We start from the raw sequence: 17263 nt of genomic DNA on the forward strand, positions 1-17263 counted from the left end.
ATGGCTCCTAATAAACCATCGACGGACAAGTCCATGTCTAATCGTCATAACGGCTGGAAATATAGCGTGGCAACACGCTATATTCTATTTTTGCTGCTGGCACTCCTGATTTATATCAGTCTGTCACTCAAGCTGCTGCCGGAGCGATATGATATCCAGGTCGGGACGCGAAGCGAGAAGAGCATCCCGGCGCCGGCTCAGATTGAAGACAGCAAGGCCACGCTGAAGGCACAGGAGGAAGCGGCGGAGAGGGTTCAGCCGATCTATACGTATATCCCGCTTCGTAACGATATTCTTGTGCAGCAACTGTTCGAGCGGATTGATCGGCTGAATCAGGACGAGGTCTCGGTTCAAGATAAAATTTCTATCTACCGCGAGGAAATTCCGCAGCGGGTGGATGATTTTGTAGACAGCTTTATTTCCAGCAACCAGGGCTCGGAAGGGTACCCGGATGAGCTGCTGGATGAGATGAAGACTGTGATCGAGCAGCAGGCCTATCGGGTGCCCGAGGAAACGTTCATCAAGATTCCGAGGCTGGAGCCTGAAGAAATATCGAAGATGAAGACGGTAGCCAGAGACATTGTGTCCCGGCTGATGAATGAAATTGTCGATGCGCAAACAGCGAGAGCAAAAGTAGCGGAGCTGGTCAGCACGAGCTCGCTCAGCGACAGAACCTCCAGAGAGGTTGTGCAGGAGCTTGCCCGCCTCGTGATTACGGCGAATAAGTTCTACAATGAGGTCGCCACGAAGGAGGCCAAGGTCGAGGCTCGTGAGAATACGCCTCCTGTCTATATCAAGCAAGGAGATATCCTCGTACAGAAGGGGCAGCTGATTACGCCGGAGCTGTATGACCTGCTGGGTAAGAACGGGCTGCTCAAGGACGAGGTTACCTACTGGCCGGAGGTAGGCCTGCTGCTATTCAGCATCCTGTTATCACTGGGTCTGCTCATGTTCATCCGCCAGTCTGATGTTAATATATTCAAATACAACAACTCACAAATTTTGATGCTTGTTCTGATCTATGTCATTACGTTGATATGTATGCATCTGGCCGGATTTCTGCAAAGCGAGGAACGGGTATATGTCGGCTATCTGGCCCCAGTAGCGATCGGGGTCATTCTGGTTACGCTACTGATGGATATGAGACTTGCGTATTTCAGCGTCATTATATTCAGCATTCTGTCCAGTGTAATTTTGAATGTGGACAAGAGTCAGATGTTTGATTTTCGGTTTGGCTTTTTTGCGGTCATCACATCCTGTGTGGCGTTGTTCGCAATCCACCGCGCCAGTCAGCGCTCAGCTCTTCTGAAGGGCGGTATTATGGTATCTCTGTTCGGTGCGCTGTCCGTGCTTATCCTGCTGCTTGTCCACGATTCGGACTGGAGCCGGAGCGAGAGCATGTACGCCCTTGCATTTGCTGTGGCGAGCGGAATTTTAACGGCTGTGCTGGTGATTGGCCTCATGCCATTTTTTGAAGTGACTTTCGGAATCTTGTCCGCTCTAAAGCTGGTGGAGCTGTCCAATCCGAATCATCCGCTGCTGCGCAAGCTTCTGACCGAAACGCCGGGAACCTATCACCACAGCGTAATGGTGGGCAATTTGTCCGAGGCTGCGGCAGAGGCCATTGGCGCAGACGGGCTGCTGTGCCGGGTGGGGTCTTACTACCACGATGTCGGCAAGACAAAGCGCCCGATGTATTTTATTGAGAATCAGAGCAACATGGAGAATCCCCATGATTCGCTGGAGCCTAAGCTCAGCAAATCTATTATTGTCGCCCATGCCCGGGATGGCGTGGAAATGCAGAAGGATTACAATCTGCCCAAGCCGATCCGCGACATTGCAGAGCAGCATCACGGAACCAGCTTCCTGCATTTTTTCTACCACAAGGCGTTGAAGCAGGCACAGGAGCAGGGGACCGAGCCGGATTTCACTGAGGATGATTTCAGATATCCCGGTCCGAAGGCGCAGTCGAAGGAAGCCGCGATTGTCGGTATCGCCGACAGCGTCGAGGCTGCGGTGCGTTCTTTGCGGAAGCCTACGGTGGAGCAGGTGGAGACGATGATCGAGAAGATCATCAAGGGCCGTGTGGATGACAATCAGTTTAATGAATGTGATCTGACGATGAAAGAGCTGGATGTGATTGCGAAGACGCTGAAGGCCACCGTCATGGGAATTTTCCATTCCAGGATTGAGTATCCTGAGGAAATGAAGAAGAGCAAGCCGGAATCGGCCGAGGCACAGTCCGGCAAGCCGGCTGCGGAGCAGGAATGATCATCAAGGTGAAGGAGCGTTGCAGAGAATGAGCTTGCAGCTGGTTTGGAATAATGAGCAGGATGAGTTTGACATCAATGATGAGCTGATTGCGCTGCTAGAGAGCATTTTGGAGCAGGCGGGGCTGTCTGAGGGCGTGAGTGATGGGGAGGTTGATCTGACCTTTGTAGACAATGAGCAGATCCATGCGCTGAACAAGGAATACCGCGGCATTGACCGTCCTACTGACGTATTGTCCTTCGCCATGCACGAGGAAACCGATGAGGAGCTGCATATCATCTACGAGCTGGATGAAGAGAACGAGCAGCAGATGATTCCTGATTCGCTCGGCGATATTATCATCTCTGTCCCCCAGGCCAAGCTGCAGAGCGAAGAATACGGCCACTCGCTGGAGCGCGAGCTCGGATTCCTGTTCGTGCACGGATTTCTTCATCTGCTGGGCTATGACCATCAGGATGAGGCCAGTGAGGCGGAAATGATGTCGAAGCAGGAGGCCGTGCTGGAGAAGGTCGGCCTGGCGCGGCAGTGAAGCCGGCGAGGTATTCCCTGAAAGCCAGCTTTCGCTATGCATTGGAGGGTATTCTTCAAACCATCAGAACAGAGACCCATATGAAAATCCATTTGGCCGCCGCAGCGATTGTATTTCTTGCTGCGGCCTTGCTGAATGTAGGGACCGTGCAGTGGCTGTTTCTGGTGCTGGCAGTGAGCCTGGTCATGGCCGCCGAGCTGTTAAATACGGCGGTGGAAGCTGTGGTGGATCTGGTCTCTCCAGAGGCACATCCTTTGGCGAAGCGGGCCAAGGATGCAGCGGCGGGTGCGGTGCTGGTCACGGCAGGCTTCGCCGTGGTGACAGGTTGCATTATTTTCTATATTCCTGTCACAGACTGGCTCTCATCCTGGTAATGATGGAGTCGGCGGCGGACCCGGGCTTTGCGCGGATGACCTGAACAACAATGTTTTTTTACTGGAGGAAGTTATGAATAAAAGTCAGTTTAAATCCGGCTTCGTGGCCATAATCGGCAGGCCCAATGTGGGGAAATCGACCTTGATGAACCAGGTTATTGGGCAGAAAATTGCCATTATGTCCGACAAGCCGCAGACTACCCGGAACAAGATTCACGGGGTATACACAACCAACAGCTCTCAGATTGTCTTTCTGGACACGCCGGGTATTCACAAGCGTCAGTCCAAGCTGGGTGATTTCATGAACCAGACGGCGCTGGGTACGCTGGGAGAGGTAGAGGCGGTTCTGTTTCTGATTGATGCCTCAGAGGGCTTTGGCGGCGGTGACAGGTTTATCGCCGAGCAGCTGAAGAAGGTAAAGACGCCTGTCATTCTGGTTATGAACAAGATCGACAAGATTGAGCCGGAGGCGCTTTTGCCGCTTATCGAAGAGTATCGCAAGCTGCATGATTTTGCCGAGATTATTCCGATCTCCGCCATGCAGGGAAACAACGTGAACACGCTGCTGGATCAGCTTCAGAAATATCTTCCGCCGGGACCGCAGTATTATCCTGAGGATCAGATAACCGACCATCCGGAGCAGTTCGTCTGTGCCGAGCTGATTCGCGAGAAAATTCTGCATATGACAAGGGAAGAGGTTCCGCACTCTATTGCGGTGACAATCGAAGATATGAAGGTAGAGAGCAATGGGACCGTTCACATCTCGGCAGTCATTTTTGTGGAGAGGGATTCGCAGAAGGGGATTATTATCGGTAAACAGGGGTCGCTGCTGAAGGAAGTCGGCAAGCAGGCCCGTCAGGACATTCAAAAGCTGCTCGGCTCAAAGATATTCCTGGAGCTGTGGGTTAAGGTTAAAAAAGATTGGCGCAACCAGGATCGGGTGCTCCGGGATCTCGGATTTCACCGCGGACAATAATGATGCGTTCATCTCCTCTGCCGAAGCCTCACTCATCATAGAGCAGCCTGCCAACAACTGTTAATCATAAAACGATGTCCAGCGCACATCCTAACCTCGTAGATGGGAGACGTCATTTCCGAGGAAAGGATGAATACGAATGCGAGATTTTTCGTGGAAGTATTTTGCAATGACAGGAGATGTCGATGCTTATCTGTTGTATAAGGAGACCGGCATACCGGAAGAGCCGGAGGACGCTCTTTCAGGTGAAGAGGCAGATGGGCTTGAGGAGCATGAATAATTTCTGGCTGCGTCAGGAATGGTTAGGTGATCAGGCATGCTACACAGGGCGGAAGGCATCGTCATCCGCAGCATGGATTACGGCGAGGGGAACAAAATTATTACGCTTTGCACCGAAGTCGCGGGTAAGGTAGGGGTTTTAGTCCGCGGCGCAAAAAAAGTGAAGAGCCGCCATGCTGCCTTGACCCAGCTGTTTACGTACGGTGAATATGTATATTTTCGAAATGGTACAGGCCTTGCGACCTTGAACGCCGGGGAGCTGATTGAGTCCCATCACAAGCTGCGTGCCGATCTCATCAAGGCAGCATACTCCTCCTACGCCTGCGAGCTGCTTGACCGGGTGCTGCAGGATGATGAGACCGGGGCGTTCTGGTTCCATCAGCTGAAGGCCTGCTTGTCGGCGCTGGAGGAGGATAAGGATCCACAGGTCATATTGAATCTGTATGAGATGAAAATACTGCAGGCCGCAGGATACGGCCCCGAGCTCTCGGTGTGCATATCCTGCGGGAACGAAAGAAAGGACGAGGATTTGCTGCTCAGTCCTACTCTTGGCGGAGTCATCTGCCGCTATTGCAAGCATCTGGATCCTCCCGCCATGCCGATTGCGCCAAGAACGCTCCGAGTGCTTCGCCTGTTTGCGCAGCTGGATCTTCGCAGGCTGGGCAGCATAGACATCAAGGAGGAGACTAAGGCTGAGCTCAAAGAGGCCATGCGCGCGTTTATGGATATTCAGCTGGGGCTCAAATTGAAATCCAGAGGCTTTCTGGACCAGATGGACAAATATGATATTTGACGAAATCATTAAAATTGGTTATCATATGTTATATTTTTAGTTTCACACAGTAGTGTATGCGTTGATCGGAAAAGTAGTGGATCACGATCCTCTTCAGCGAGCCGGTGGCAGTGAAAGTCCGGCAGAATCGTCTTCATGAAATGGCATTCCGGGAGCATCTTGAAGGGATAAAGTGGGTTCCTCATGCAGGAACCAAGTAGGGTGGAACCGCGGGAAGCTGATGCTCTCGTCCCTATGTCTGTACAACAGACGTAGGGCGGGAGCTTTTTGTTGTGCAGAGGCTAGAAATGAGTGAGACGTATCCAATGAGACAAGGAGTGTGGAGAATGAATTTTCAGCAAATGATTTTGACGCTGCAGCAATTTTGGGCAGAGCAGAACTGCATTATCGTACAGCCGTATGACACGGAAAAGGGTGCAGGGACGATGAATCCCATGACATACCTGCGCTCAATCGGACCCGAGCCCTGGAATGTTGCCTATGTAGAGCCTTCACGCCGCCCGGCCGATGGCCGCTATGGCGAGAATCCGAACCGGCTGTATCAGCATCACCAGTTTCAGGTTATTATCAAGCCGTCTCCGGACAATATTCAAGAGCTGTACCTGGAGAGCCTGGAGCGGCTGGGCATCAATCCGCTGGACCACGACATCCGCTTTGTTGAAGACAACTGGGAAGCCCCAACTCTGGGAGCCTGGGGACTGGGCTGGGAGGTATGGCTGGATGGTATGGAAATTACGCAGTTTACCTATTTCCAGCAGGTAGGCGGCATTGATGCCAATCCGGTAGCGGTCGAGATTACATATGGCCTGGAGCGCCTTGCCTCTTATATTCAGGACAAAGAGAATGTATTCGAGCTGGAATGGGTTCATGGCATTACGTATGGCGATGTCTTCCATCAGCCGGAATTCGAGCATTCCAAATATACTTTTGAAGTGTCTGACGTAAAAATGCTGTTCACTCTCTTTAACATGTATGAGGAAGAGGCCAACAAGGCGATGAGTCAGCAGCTCGTATTTCCTGCATATGACTATGTGCTGAAATGCTCCCATACGTTCAATCTGCTGGATGCACGCGGGGCGATCAGTGTGACGGAGCGTACCGGATATATTATGCGAGTCCGTAACTTGGCCCGTCAGGTGGCGGCTACGTATCTCGAGGAGCGCGAGAAGCTCGGGTTCCCGTTAATCAAGAAAGGAGGGGCTGACCATGCCTAGAAATATTCTGTTTGAAATTGGGCTTGAAGAGGTGCCTGCCCGCTTCCTGCGCAGTGCTATGGACCAACTGAAGGACAAGACGCAGAAATGGCTGGAGGCTTCCCGCATCGGCTTCACTGAAGTCACCGCCTATGCCACACCAAGGCGTCTTGCTGTGATTATTCACGAGGCACAGGACCGTCAGAGCGATATGAGCGAGGAGGTCAAAGGTCCTTCCAAGAAGATCGCCCTGGATGATCAGGGAGCGTGGAGCAAGGCAGCACTCGGCTTCGCCCGCAGCCAAGGCGTGGATCCGGACAGCTTCACATTCAAAGAGCTTGGGGGTGTGGAATACATTTACGTAACCAAGAACAGCATCGGTGTGGAGACGGCGGAGCTGCTGCCAGAGGGCCTGCTCGGCATTCTAACCTCCATGACCTTCCCCAAAAATATGAAGTGGGGCACGCATGAATTCAAGTTTGTCCGTCCTATCAAATGGATGGCTGCCCTGTACGGCTCAGACATCATTGAGCTTGAAATAACCGGAGTGAAGGCAGGAAATACGACCCGCGGTCATCGTTTCCTTGGGAAGGAAGCGGTCATCAGCGAGGCATCACAATATATCGACGTCCTTCGGGCGGAGCATGTCATTGTCGATGTAGAAGAGCGCAAGCAGATGATTACCGAGCAAATTGAGGCACTGGCGGACGAAAAGGGCTGGAACATTGCTGTGAAGGAGGATTTGCTGGAGGAAGTGCTGTTTCTGGTTGAAACGCCGACGGTGCTGTACGGAAGCTTTGACCCTTCCTTCCTGAACATTCCGCAGGATGTGCTGATTACCTCCATGAGAGAGCATCAGCGCTATTTCCCGGTGCTGGATCAGGAAGGCAGCCTGCTGCCTTATTTCGTCACCGTTCGCAGCGGCGACAGCCGTTCGCTGGATGTCATCGCCAAAGGGAACGAGAAGGTGCTGCGTGCACGTCTGTCCGATGCTAAGTTTTTCTACGAAGAAGATCAGAAGCTGAACATCAAGGATGCGCTCTCCAAGCTGGAAAGCATCGTCTTCCATGAGGAGCTGGGAACGATTGGCGATAAGGTCAGACGGATTCGCCGTATTGCTGATCAGCTGGCATCCAGGCTGTCATTGACAGCAGATTCCTGCGACCAGGTCAGCCGCGCTGCTGATATTTGCAAGTTCGATCTCGTGACACAAATGGTGTATGAGTTTCCAGAGCTGCAGGGCGTGATGGGCGAGGATTATGCCCGCAAGGCCGGGGAGCAGGAGGCTGTAGCCAAAGCGGTGTTCCAGCATTATCAGCCTCGCTTTGCAGGCGATCAGGCACCGGCCAGCATGATTGGAGCTGTAGTCAGCATCGCTGACAAAATGGATACCATTGCGGGCTGCTTCTCCATCGGCATTATCCCGACAGGCTCGCAGGACCCTTACGCACTTCGCCGCCAGGCCCAGGGTATTGTGCAGATCGTGCTGGAGCACAAGCTTTCACTCTCCCTGTCGGAGGTGTTCGATATTGCGCTGGCCGTGCACGCAGAGCGTCATGATCTGAAGCGCTCCGAGAAGGAAATCCTCAAGGATCTAACGGACTTCTTCGGCCTTCGTGTCAAAAAGCTGCTGTCTGAGGATCAGCGCTATGATGTCGTGGATGCGGTCATTTCGGCAGGCTTTGATGGGGTCGTCTCCGCCGTTTCCCGCGGTCAGGCGCTGATGACAGAGGTACAGGAGAACAGCAGCTTCAAATCTACAGTGGAATCCTTCAACCGGGTCAGCAATCTGGCTGCCAAGGCAGGCAAATTTGCAGTAAATCCAGAGCTGTTCGCAGAGACCCAGGAAAGCGAGCTGTACGAGGCCTGGCAGAGCGTCAGAGAGCAGTATCTGGATGCGATCCAGCAATCTGACGGTGAAGCTGCATTGAAGCTGCTGGGCGGGCTGGAAAAGCCGATCACCGGATTTTTTGATCATGTTATGGTTATGGCAGAGGATGAGGCTGTCAAAACGAATCGTCTGGCACTGCTCTCCGGCATTGACAGCGATGTGAAGCAATTCGCAGACTTTACGAAGCTGGTCTGGTAGCCATCAGGCGATCTTGAACAGATCTTCAATAATGCGTGGCGATAAGCGGGGTCCTGCTAAAGGGGCGGCCGCTTGTCGTTATTCAGGGGAGACCATAGATTCTGGAAGAATCAGTCGGCTCTCTCGGGAAGAAGGATTTTTATCTGGCCAAGACGTATATAATATATTGCAGCATGGACGATGAATAGAGGCTTGGTGAGGACTAATGAGCATATCTGAAACCAGAAGCATCGTTGTGGACGGGGACGCCTGTCCCGTAAAGAAGGAGATTGCCGAAACCGCGCGGCAGCATGGACTTCCCGTGCTGCTGGTCTCTTCCTTTGATCATCGGCAGGAGCCGGGAGAAGGCATCACGGTCATCCAGGTAGACCGCAGCGATCAGAGCGCCGATCTTTATATTGCCAATCATATCTGCCGCGGTGATGTGGTCGTGACCCAGGATTACGGGCTTGCCGCCCTGGCATTATCTAAGTCCTGTTATGTGATCTCCTTTCGCGGGAGAACATACAGCGATCAGGATATTGATTTCCTGCTGGATACGCGGTATCAGAAGGCAAAAGCGAGAAAATCCGGACACTATGGCAAGGGGCCTCGCAGGCTGACCGAAGAGGATCGAAAAATTTTTCAACATAAACTGACAAAACTTTTAAAGGCATTGCAGGAGAATGTATAAGCACAGCGAATATTATTTACGTGCTAAAAGAGATGAAGGTGATTGCAAATGGTTACCGGACAGGGCGGTATTCCGGATGATGTAATTGAGTCGGTACTGGCCAGGAATGATATTGTCGATACGGTAAGCAAATATGTGCAGTTGTCCAAGCAAGGGAAATACATGAAGGGCTTATGTCCCTTTCATTCGGAGAAGACGCCATCCTTTACCGTGACGCCGGATCGGCAGATTTTTTACTGCTATGGCTGCGGAAAGGGCGGGAATTCCATTAAGTTCAGAATGGAGATAGAAGGCTATTCCTTTCCGGAAGCCGTTCGGATTATGGCGGAGGAAAGCGATATTGCACTGCCGGAGGGGCAGGGCTCTCCATCACATGCGGTACCTGTAAATCCGGAGAAGGAAAGGCTGTATGAGGCGTACGAGCTGTGCTCGAAGCTGTATCATTTTTTGCTCAAGAATACACAGCACGGTCAAGAAGCCATGGCATACCTTCGATCCCGGGGCTTTAACGACAAGCTGATTGACCAATTCGGACTCGGCTTTGCACCTGACCGCTGGGATACGCTGGTTCAGTTTCTGGGGAAACGGGAATTTGACCTGCTGGAAATGGAGAAGGGCGGACTGCTCTCTGCCCGTCAGGACCGTGACGGCTATGTAGACAAGTTCCGCAACCGGATTATGTTTCCGATTCATGACCGCAACGGACGGGTGATTGCTTTTGCGGGGCGGATCCTTGGAGAGGGTCAGCCGAAGTACCTGAACTCTCCCGAGAGCCTGCTGTTTAACAAGAGCCGTACGCTGTACAATTTACATCAGGCCAAGACGTCTGTCCGCAAGCAGCGTCAGATTATTCTGTGCGAGGGATATGGAGATGTCATCTCGACCTGGGAAGCGGGGTTTCAGAACGTCGTCGCTACAATGGGCACTTCCCTGACAGAGCAGCAGATTTCGGTGATGAAATCGATGGCTGAAGAAGTCATTGTTTCGTATGACGGAGACCGGGCAGGACTCAATGCGGCGATGAAGGTGCTGCCTATGCTGGAGAACGCCGGGCTGAAGGTCAGGATTGCTCTGCTGGGTGATGGACTGGACCCGGATGATTATTACCGGAAGTACGGCGGGGATCGTTACCGCCATGTGCTGGAGAACGCAGCGGCCTCCACGAAATTCAAGCTTATATATCTGAAAAAAAACCATATACTGCTAGAAGAACAGGGCAAAATCGCTTATACCCGTGAAGCGCTCCCGGTCATTGCGGAGCTCAGCTCCTCAACAGAGAGGGAGGTATATTTGCGGGAATTGGCTACCGAGCTTCAGCTGTCTTATGAAAGCTTGAAGCAGGATTGCAATTTGCTGCGCCAATCCATGCAAAAAATGAACGAGCATGGGGATAATCCGGACAAAAGGTGGAATAATGGTAGGCATAAAAAAGGGCAGATCGCCGCACCGGCGCTGCTGCCAGCCTATCATGCCGCGGAACGGAGGCTGCTCTCCTTAATGCTGCAGGATGAGGAAGCGGCCAGGTATGTGGGCGAGCATCTCGGCGAAGCTTTTAACATTGAAGATCATGCGGCGATTGCTGCTTATCTATATGCTTATTACGCGCAGAACAAGCCGCCGGATCCCAGCCGGTTTATGTCTTCACTTCATGACGACCGATTAGAGAAAACGGTAAGCTCGATTTCGATGATGGAAAATCCGCAGGAGTGGAATGTTCAGGTGCTGGATGACTGCATCCGCGAGGTTCTCAAATATCCGAAGCAGAAACAGATCGCCGAGAAGAAAGAAGAAATGATGAAAGCGGAACGGTCCGGTGATTTTTTGCGAGCCGCCCAAATAGCAAGTGAGATTATTGCCCTAGAGAGACAGTGACGGCTATGCTTGATTGTTTCTAGGGAGGAGGGAGTCGAAAGAATGGCGAAGGATCAGCATACTGAACTAGAAACGGAATTTACGCTGGATCAAGTCAAGGACCAATTGATTGAACAGGGTAAAAAGAGATCCGTACTTAGCTATAAAGATATTATGGAGAAGCTGTCTCCATTTGATCAGGACCCGGAACAGATGGAGGAATTCTACGAGCAGCTCGGCGACCTGGGGATTGAAGTGGTTAATGAAAATGACGATGACCGGGAGCGCCGCCAGTCTGATGACGCGGAAGATAACCATACTGAGGATTTCGGGTTTGACGAGGATCTGTCGCTGCCACCTGGCATCAAAATCAACGATCCCGTGCGGATGTACCTCAAGGAGATCGGCCGGGTACCGCTGCTATCCGCAGATGATGAGGTGGAGCTGGCGAAGCGCATTAATCAAGGAGACGAGGAAGCCAAGCGCCGTCTGGCCGAAGCTAACCTTCGCCTCGTAGTCAGTATCGCCAAGCGGTATGTAGGACGTGGCATGCTGTTCCTGGATCTGATTCAGGAGGGCAATATGGGCTTGATTAAAGCCGTTGAGAAATTCGATTACGAAAAAGGCTTTAAATTCAGTACGTACGCAACCTGGTGGATTCGTCAGGCGATTACCCGGGCGATTGCCGACCAGGCTCGTACCATTCGTATTCCTGTTCATATGGTGGAAACGATTAATAAGCTGATTCGTGTCTCGAGACAGCTGCTGCAGGAGCTGGGCCGTGAGCCGTCTCCGGAGGAGATTGCGGCTGAGATGGAATTGAGCGTCGAGAAGGTTCGGGAGATTATGAAGATCGCGCAGGAGCCGGTGTCTTTGGAAACGCCGATTGGTGAAGAGGACGATTCCCACCTGGGAGACTTCATCGAGGATCAGGAAGCGCTGGCACCAGCCGACGCGGCGGCTTATGAGTTATTAAAGGAGCAGCTGGAGGATGTCTTGGATACGTTGACCGAGCGGGAAGAGAACGTGCTGCGTCTTCGCTTCGGGCTGGATGACGGCCGTACCCGGACGCTGGAGGAAGTGGGCAAGGTGTTTGGCGTTACGCGGGAGCGCATTCGTCAGATTGAAGCGAAGGCACTGCGCAAGCTTCGTCATCCCAGCCGCAGTAAGCGTCTGAAGGATTTTCTCGAGTAACGCTGTTCTTTGAGGCCTTCTGCATTGTTGCAGCAGGTCTTTTTTTCATCCTGGGGTGAGTTGTATGAGAAGTTTTTTCTTGCTTCTTTTGGAATTAATTCCTTGATTTACTTGAATTAATTTTAGCTCTTTTCATGGATGATTGCAAACCATATTGCAAAGGGAGTCCACGATGAAACTTTCAAATCGTTTACAAGCTATACTGAACCGGATTCCGCCAGGCTCCAGAATGGCCGATATCGGTTCGGATCATGCCCTGCTGCCATCGGCAGCCGTTCAGGCAGGTGTGTGCCTCTCCGCTATTGCGGGCGAGGTTAATCAGGGTCCCTATGAGGCGGCTCAAAGACAGGTGCGTCAGGAAGGCCTTGCCGGCTCCATATCTGTTCGAAAAGGAGACGGGCTTCAGGTTCTTGAGCCTGGCGAAGCCGATGTCATCACGATTGCAGGTATGGGCGGAAGCCTGATTGCGGCCATTCTGAACAACGGCCGGGACAAGCTGACGGGTGTCAGCCGTCTCGTGCTGCAGCCGAACGTGGGTGAGGACATTTTGCGAAAATGGCTGCTGGCACATGGCTGGGTACTGGTGGATGAGTGCATTCTTGAAGAAGATGGCAAAATTTACGAAGTGCTGACGGCTGTACCTGAGGAAGGATCAGAGTCCTCTAACGGGATGCTGTATCAGGAATATACGCTGGACTGCGGCATTCTCTTGTCAGCCGATTGGCTGCTGCGCTTCGGGCCTATTTTGATCAAGCAACCAACCGCGGTGTTTGCTGAGAAATGGAGCTCGGAGCTGCGCAAGACAGAAGGGGTGCTGGCGATGGTGGAGCAGTCTCAGTTACCTACAGCCGAGGTCAAGGCTAAGGAGCTGAAGGACCATATTCACATGATCAAGGAGGTGCTGTCATGCTTGCGAAAGGACAAACCGTAATTCAGCATATGGAGCAGCTGGCTCCGAAATCTGCAGCCGAGCCCGATGACCGGATTGGGCTGCAGCTGGGAAGTCTAAATAAGGAAATCTCTCAGGTTCTCATCGCTCTGGATGTGACAGAGGAAGTGGTGGATGAGGCTGTGGCAGCGGGTGTAGATCTGATCATTGCGCATCATGCCATCATTTACAGACCGTTGAAGGGCCTGCAGACAGATACCCCTATGGGGCGGATCTACGAAAAGCTGATCAAGCATGATATTGCCGTGTACATCAGCCACACGAATCTGGACATTACCGAAGGCGGGATGAACGACTGGATGGCCGAGGCGCTCGGTATCCAAAATCCGGTCAGTATTCATGAGGTGCATACGGAAACGCTGTACAAGCTGGTAACCTTTGTCCCCAAGAGCCATCATCAGGAGGTGCTGGATGCTGTCCTGAACGCCGGCGCCGGTCATCTTGGTGAGTACAGCCACTGCAGCTTCAATACAGAGGGCTTTGGTACCTTTATGCCTTTAGCCGACAGCTCTCCGTTCATCGGAGCTCCGGGAAAGCTGGAGCGGGTCGACGAGGTCAGAGTGGAGACCATTGTTCCTGACGGAATCCGTAAAAAAGTGGTTCAGGCCTTGCTAAAGCACCACCCATACGAGGAGGTTGCTTATGATCTGTACCCGCTGGAGCTGAAGGGCCGCACATTAGGCCTTGGCCGTACCGGAAAGCTGCGGCAGGAAATGACCCTGGAGGATTTTGCCGAGGTGGTGAAGCAGCAGTTAGACGTTCCTCATGTCAGAGTTGTGGGGAAACCGGGCAGGGTGATCCGGAAGGCGGCTGTAATTGGCGGGTCCGGCGGCAAGTTTATGCATGCGGCGATGTTCAAGGGCGCCGATGTGCTCGTCACCGGCGATGTGGACTACCATACAGCCCTGGACGCGCTCGCGGCCGGTCTGTGCCTCATTGACCCCGGACATAATGCAGAGAAGATTATGAAGGAGAAGGTCGCCCTCTGGCTGAGTGAGAAGCTGAAGCAGCAGGGCGCCGCCACGAAGGTAACTGCGTCCAGGATCAATACCGAGCCGTTCCGCTTCATGTAATCTGGATATGGCGTTTGACTCCCGCAAACATTGGGAGATTTTAAGGGTTGTAACCCTCACATCCAGGCTGTATACTATGTAGTGTTGTCCGAAAAGTTTGACAGACAATCGCTGGCGGTGAGAACCGCGAGAGGAAAGTCCGGGCTCCACAGGGCAGGGTGCTGGATAACGTCCAGTCAGCGCGAGCTGAAGGATAGTGCCACAGAAATGGACCGCCGATGGCCGCGTCAGCGGCACAGGCAAGGATGGAACCGAGGTGTAAGAGACCCCGAGGAATGCTGGTGACTTCATTCCTGGTAAACCCCACCTGGAGCAAGACCTAATGGAGCGCAGCCTTCTTCGAGAAGGCAGCCTTAGCCCGAGGCGCGTTCAGGTTGGTCGCTGGAGCCGTTCAGTAATGACCGGCCTAGATAGATGATTGTCGCTTATGGTGGCAGGGTAGTTCCCGTTATGACCACGAAGAGCACAGAACCCGGCTTACGGCAAACTTTTCTAACTGCAACGGCCTGATTGATGTATGTACGAAGCGCTTGATCCTTGCATGGAGGATCAAGCGCTTTTTCGTGCTGGTAAAGGACAGGTGTCCATACCCTTTTGTCCTGCGTGCATATGCTGGTATCATCAATCGAAAGGAGTTGAACCGCATGTCACTGGCAAGACCATGCCCGCCGGTATGTCCTCCGGTATCTCCCATTGTGTGTGAACCGATTGTCATCGTCAGAGACCATTATGTCCCGCAGATTGTACCGGTCATTCACCCGATCCAGGTTATTGACAAAGTTCACTGTGTCCCTGTAGAACAGCATATTTATACGTATACAGAAGGAGAGGCTGTTGCCGCTGCAGCAGTGTCCGGTAAAGCTTCCCGGAAGTCACGCAAATCCAAGTCCCGCAGCAAGAGATAAAGATGTACACAAAGCAGCCTGGAACCCTCCATAACAGGAGCGGGGTCCAGGCTGCTTCCAGATGGAGATTGCGGCTACCTGCCATATCATCTTATCACGGCATCTGCTGCTGTGTGCACGGGTTATTCCGTTCGCTTGACAGAGCCGTTCAGCCGCTTGATCTCTTCCTGCATCCGGTTCAGGACATGATGCGGCCATAGCTGCAGCGGCACTTCACTGCTGTCCGCAGCCTGAAGGGATCGAAATACATCAACCTGACCATTTCCAAAATATATGTCTTTGCCGGGATCGCCCAGATCATGAGCCTGGGAAATCATCAGGTCCATGACCTCCCGGTTCGTCAGCTCCGGATTTAGCGATCGGATCAGGCCCGCTATGGCTGCCACATGCGGACTGGCCATGGAGGTGCCGGAGAGGGCGGCATACTGGTTATCGGGATAGGTGCTTGCAATGTTCGTACCCGGCGCGGTCACGTCAATGTAGTCGCCGTAATTGGAATATTCAGCCCTCGTCATATCCGGATTGGTTGCTGCTACCGCGAGCACCTCGGGATATGCCGCAGGGAAGCCGGGGCGCTCTGTATTGTCATTGCCGGATGCCGCGACGAGCAGGCAGTCACGGTCATAAGCATACTTGATGGCGTCATGCAGAAACTGAGAATCGGCATAGTTGCCGAGGCTCATATTAATCACTTTCGCACCATGGTCGACGGCCCAGATTATCCCCTCAGCCACTGCGTAGGTCGTACCCGAGCCGCTGCTGTCCAGCGCTTTGATCGGCATGATCTTGTTATACCAGCTCATGCCGGCGACGCCTTCGCCATTGTTGATCAAGGCGCCGATGATGCCGGCTACATGTGTGCCATGACCGACATCATCATTCGGAGATTGATCCGGGTTAACGACGTTATAGCCGTCCACGAGACGCCCGTTCAAATCGGTATGCTGGAGGTCAACGCCCGTGTCGATCACAGCAATGACAACATCCTCGCTTCCCTTGGACAGCTCCCAGCCCTGCTGGGTTTGGATGGCCGGGAGATTCCACTGGTACTGGGAGAAGAGAAGGTCATTCGGGAGATTGCTGTTCTCGGTTCTCTGGCTCGGCGCTGCACTGGACGTCGTGTTGGTCAGGTACAGATAATGGGGCTCGGCATAAAGCGGAGTCCACTTCTCTGTGAAATAGGATTTCAGCTGAGGATAGGTCATATTTGCAGACTGAAATACATAAGCGTATCCTAGCTTTCGAGGAGATTTCCCCGAAATATCCTTCATCATTTGCTGCATGTCTCCCTGATCCAGGTCCTCCCGGAAGGAAACTACAATTTCATTCTCGTAATAATGGCTTGCCTTCTCGTTGTCATGACCGGTCTTTACGGTCAAGTCCCGGAGGGTATCACTATGAACGGATTCCACTTTGTACATCCCCTCCTTCGGATAAGGAATCAGGCGCAGGTTCTTACGCTGATGATCCTTGACCTGGGACATGACAATATGATTGACCGTGGCAATGGCTCCGAAGGACCCATCTGTAGAAGGCTCTGCTGTAATGTAAAAGCTGTCTTGTCCCGAAGTAAATAAAGGGGACTGATAGGCTTTGTTCAGCTTCAGCTGCTGCCGGGCCTCCTTCATATACTTGAGATAAGAGGTGCTGCTTTGCTTGAGGCTGGAGCCGTCACGCAGCACCTCCTCGGAATGGCCGCTGTTCAGGTTAACCCAGATCAGGCTTTCGTAGCGGCGGTGAGAGCGCTGATGCTCCGACAGGAAGGCGCGCACAGCCCGGGGAGTTTCCAGCTGTGTATGGCTCAGCATCGACTGGAGGTGCTGCTTCGTATCCATCCGGCTAAGCCGGTCGGTCACCTCCAGATCGCCATCCAGGGCAGACAGCTTTATCGTCTTTTCCTGTGCAGGAGAGGCCTCCTCATGCTGCGCTGCTTTTTCCATGTGCGGCTGTGATTGTGAAGGTTCGGGATCAGGACTAAGCAGAAAAAAGAGGGACAGGCCCAGCAGTGAAGCGGCCATTACATAGCTCCAGATCCGGCTTGATTTCATGGTCTTTAGGTCACCTCGCAGGCATCATTTTTCCTTTAGCGTAACGATTGAGACGCAATTTTATGC

Annotated in this window: 15 protein-coding genes and 1 other RNA gene; 15 read left to right on the plus strand and 1 reads right to left on the minus strand. The window is 52.7% G+C overall.

Annotated features, from left to right (window positions below; all coding sequences use genetic code 11):
* The 15 genes from E6C60_RS07265 (at position 1) to E6C60_RS07335 (ending at position 15149) form a co-directional block, all read left to right on the plus strand.
* The gene (locus E6C60_RS07265; RefSeq protein WP_138225246.1) at positions 1 to 2271 is read left to right on the plus strand and encodes an HD family phosphohydrolase; all 2271 of its coding nucleotides are present in this window, start codon (positions 1 to 3) and stop codon (positions 2269 to 2271) included.
* A gap of 28 nt (positions 2272 to 2299) precedes the next feature.
* Positions 2300 to 2800 carry an rRNA maturation RNase YbeY gene (gene ybeY, locus E6C60_RS07270; protein WP_138225247.1) on the plus strand — a complete coding sequence of 167 codons (501 nt, stop codon included), beginning with the start codon at positions 2300 to 2302 and terminating at the stop codon, positions 2798 to 2800.
* A complete protein-coding gene (locus tag E6C60_RS07275; protein ID WP_138225248.1) occupies positions 2797 to 3174 on the plus strand; it encodes a diacylglycerol kinase in 378 nt (125 codons plus the stop codon). Before ybeY ends, E6C60_RS07275 begins: the two co-directional genes overlap by 4 nt.
* A gap of 73 nt (positions 3175 to 3247) precedes the next feature.
* Positions 3248 to 4150 (plus strand): GTPase Era, encoded by a 903-nt coding sequence (gene era, locus E6C60_RS07280; RefSeq protein ID WP_138225249.1) that lies wholly within the window; start codon positions 3248 to 3250, stop codon positions 4148 to 4150.
* A 139-nt stretch (positions 4151 to 4289) separates the two neighbouring features.
* Complete coding sequence (locus E6C60_RS07285) at positions 4290 to 4430, plus strand: YqzL family protein (RefSeq protein WP_138225250.1); 141 nt, start codon at positions 4290 to 4292, stop codon at positions 4428 to 4430.
* Between the two features lie 36 nt (positions 4431 to 4466).
* Positions 4467 to 5222 carry a DNA repair protein RecO gene (gene recO, locus E6C60_RS07290; protein ID WP_138225251.1) on the plus strand — a complete coding sequence of 252 codons (756 nt, stop codon included), beginning with the start codon at positions 4467 to 4469 and terminating at the stop codon, positions 5220 to 5222.
* 326 nt (positions 5223 to 5548) lie between these two features.
* Positions 5549 to 6436, plus strand: coding sequence for a glycine--tRNA ligase subunit alpha (gene glyQ / locus E6C60_RS07295; protein ID WP_138225252.1), 888 nt, complete (start codon positions 5549 to 5551; stop codon positions 6434 to 6436).
* Positions 6429 to 8504 (plus strand): glycine--tRNA ligase subunit beta, encoded by a 2076-nt coding sequence (gene glyS, locus E6C60_RS07300; RefSeq protein ID WP_138225253.1) that lies wholly within the window; start codon positions 6429 to 6431, stop codon positions 8502 to 8504. The genes glyQ and glyS overlap by 8 nt, the downstream gene beginning before the upstream one ends.
* A 205-nt stretch (positions 8505 to 8709) precedes the next feature.
* Positions 8710 to 9177, plus strand: a complete 468-nt coding sequence (locus E6C60_RS07305; RefSeq protein ID WP_138225254.1) for a YaiI/YqxD family protein — start codon at positions 8710 to 8712, stop codon at positions 9175 to 9177.
* Positions 9178 to 9225: 48 nt separating this feature from the next.
* The gene (dnaG, locus tag E6C60_RS07310) at positions 9226 to 11049 is read left to right on the plus strand and encodes a DNA primase (RefSeq protein WP_138225255.1); all 1824 of its coding nucleotides are present in this window, start codon (positions 9226 to 9228) and stop codon (positions 11047 to 11049) included.
* A gap of 42 nt (positions 11050 to 11091) precedes the next feature.
* Positions 11092 to 12222, plus strand: a complete 1131-nt coding sequence (gene rpoD, locus E6C60_RS07315) for an RNA polymerase sigma factor RpoD (protein ID WP_138225256.1) — start codon at positions 11092 to 11094, stop codon at positions 12220 to 12222.
* 172 nt (positions 12223 to 12394) lie between these two features.
* Positions 12395 to 13153, plus strand: a complete 759-nt coding sequence (locus E6C60_RS07320; protein WP_138225257.1) for a tRNA (adenine(22)-N(1))-methyltransferase — start codon at positions 12395 to 12397, stop codon at positions 13151 to 13153.
* Positions 13129 to 14244: a Nif3-like dinuclear metal center hexameric protein gene (locus tag E6C60_RS07325; protein ID WP_138225258.1), complete on the plus strand. Its 1116-nt coding sequence runs from the start codon at positions 13129 to 13131 to the stop codon at positions 14242 to 14244. Before E6C60_RS07320 ends, E6C60_RS07325 begins: the two co-directional genes overlap by 25 nt.
* 92 nt (positions 14245 to 14336) lie before the next feature.
* Positions 14337 to 14739, plus strand: an RNA gene (rnpB, locus tag E6C60_RS07330) — RNase P RNA component class A.
* Positions 14740 to 14888: 149 nt separating this feature from the next.
* Entirely contained in the window at positions 14889 to 15149 is a 261-nt protein-coding gene (locus E6C60_RS07335) for a hypothetical protein (protein ID WP_138225259.1), read from the plus strand.
* A gap of 122 nt (positions 15150 to 15271) precedes the next feature.
* On the opposite strand, the gene E6C60_RS07340 is transcribed toward E6C60_RS07335, so the two are convergent.
* Positions 15272 to 17197, minus strand: coding sequence for a S8 family peptidase (locus E6C60_RS07340; protein ID WP_138225260.1), 1926 nt, complete (start codon positions 17195 to 17197; stop codon positions 15272 to 15274).
* Positions 17198 to 17263: the final 66 nt, after the last annotated feature.

This window comes from Paenibacillus algicola (assembly GCF_005577435.1).
Taxonomy (GTDB): domain Bacteria; phylum Bacillota; class Bacilli; order Paenibacillales; family Paenibacillaceae; genus Paenibacillus_AQ; species Paenibacillus_AQ algicola.

What these genes read in the sequence shown, in the direction of transcription:
- E6C60_RS07305 (WP_138225254.1), top strand. Translation starts at nt 8,710, where the DNA reads ATGAGCATATCTGAAACCAGAAGCATCGTTGTGGACGGGGACGCCTGT.
- E6C60_RS07340 (WP_138225260.1), bottom strand. Translation starts at nt 17,197, where the DNA reads ATGAAATCAAGCCGGATCTGGAGCTATGTAATGGCCGCTTCACTGCTG.
- E6C60_RS07285 (WP_138225250.1), top strand. Translation starts at nt 4,290, where the DNA reads ATGCGAGATTTTTCGTGGAAGTATTTTGCAATGACAGGAGATGTCGAT.
- E6C60_RS07320 (WP_138225257.1), top strand. Translation starts at nt 12,395, where the DNA reads ATGAAACTTTCAAATCGTTTACAAGCTATACTGAACCGGATTCCGCCA.
- era (WP_138225249.1), top strand. Translation starts at nt 3,248, where the DNA reads ATGAATAAAAGTCAGTTTAAATCCGGCTTCGTGGCCATAATCGGCAGG.
- glyS (WP_138225253.1), top strand. Translation starts at nt 6,429, where the DNA reads ATGCCTAGAAATATTCTGTTTGAAATTGGGCTTGAAGAGGTGCCTGCC.
- glyQ (WP_138225252.1), top strand. Translation starts at nt 5,549, where the DNA reads ATGAATTTTCAGCAAATGATTTTGACGCTGCAGCAATTTTGGGCAGAG.
- E6C60_RS07325 (WP_138225258.1), top strand. Translation starts at nt 13,129, where the DNA reads ATGCTTGCGAAAGGACAAACCGTAATTCAGCATATGGAGCAGCTGGCT.
- recO (WP_138225251.1), top strand. Translation starts at nt 4,467, where the DNA reads ATGCTACACAGGGCGGAAGGCATCGTCATCCGCAGCATGGATTACGGC.
- rpoD (WP_138225256.1), top strand. Translation starts at nt 11,092, where the DNA reads ATGGCGAAGGATCAGCATACTGAACTAGAAACGGAATTTACGCTGGAT.
- dnaG (WP_138225255.1), top strand. Translation starts at nt 9,226, where the DNA reads ATGGTTACCGGACAGGGCGGTATTCCGGATGATGTAATTGAGTCGGTA.
- E6C60_RS07265 (WP_138225246.1), top strand. Translation starts at nt 1, where the DNA reads ATGGCTCCTAATAAACCATCGACGGACAAGTCCATGTCTAATCGTCAT.
- E6C60_RS07335 (WP_138225259.1), top strand. Translation starts at nt 14,889, where the DNA reads ATGTCACTGGCAAGACCATGCCCGCCGGTATGTCCTCCGGTATCTCCC.
- ybeY (WP_138225247.1), top strand. Translation starts at nt 2,300, where the DNA reads ATGAGCTTGCAGCTGGTTTGGAATAATGAGCAGGATGAGTTTGACATC.